The 255-nt window shown below is 62.4% G+C and carries 1 pseudogene; it reads right to left on the bottom strand.

What is annotated here, in order from left to right:
• Nucleotides 1–255: pseudogene (gene tuf / locus QMX83_RS21655) on the bottom strand (elongation factor Tu); the annotation flags it as partial.

Here is a 255-nt window from a genome sequence, read left to right as displayed (position 1 = left end):
GGCCGCCTTCGCGGATGGCGAAGCGCAGGCCCGAGTCCATGGCGACCGGGTTGATCAGGGTGACGACCATCTTGATGTTGTCGCCCGGCATGACCATTTCCACGCCTTCCGGCAGTTCAACCGCACCGGTGATGTCGGTGGTACGGAAGTAGAACTGCGGGCGGTAGCCCTTGAAGAACGGGGTGTGACGGCCGCCTTCGTCCTTCGACAGCACGTACACTTCGGCGTCGAACTTGGTGTGCGGCTTGATCGAAC

Origin of the sequence: Stenotrophomonas sp. PS02289 (genome assembly GCF_029960115.1) — a bacterium.
Classification (GTDB): domain Bacteria; phylum Pseudomonadota; class Gammaproteobacteria; order Xanthomonadales; family Xanthomonadaceae; genus Stenotrophomonas.
This window is presented reverse-complemented; position numbering and strand designations above follow the sequence as displayed.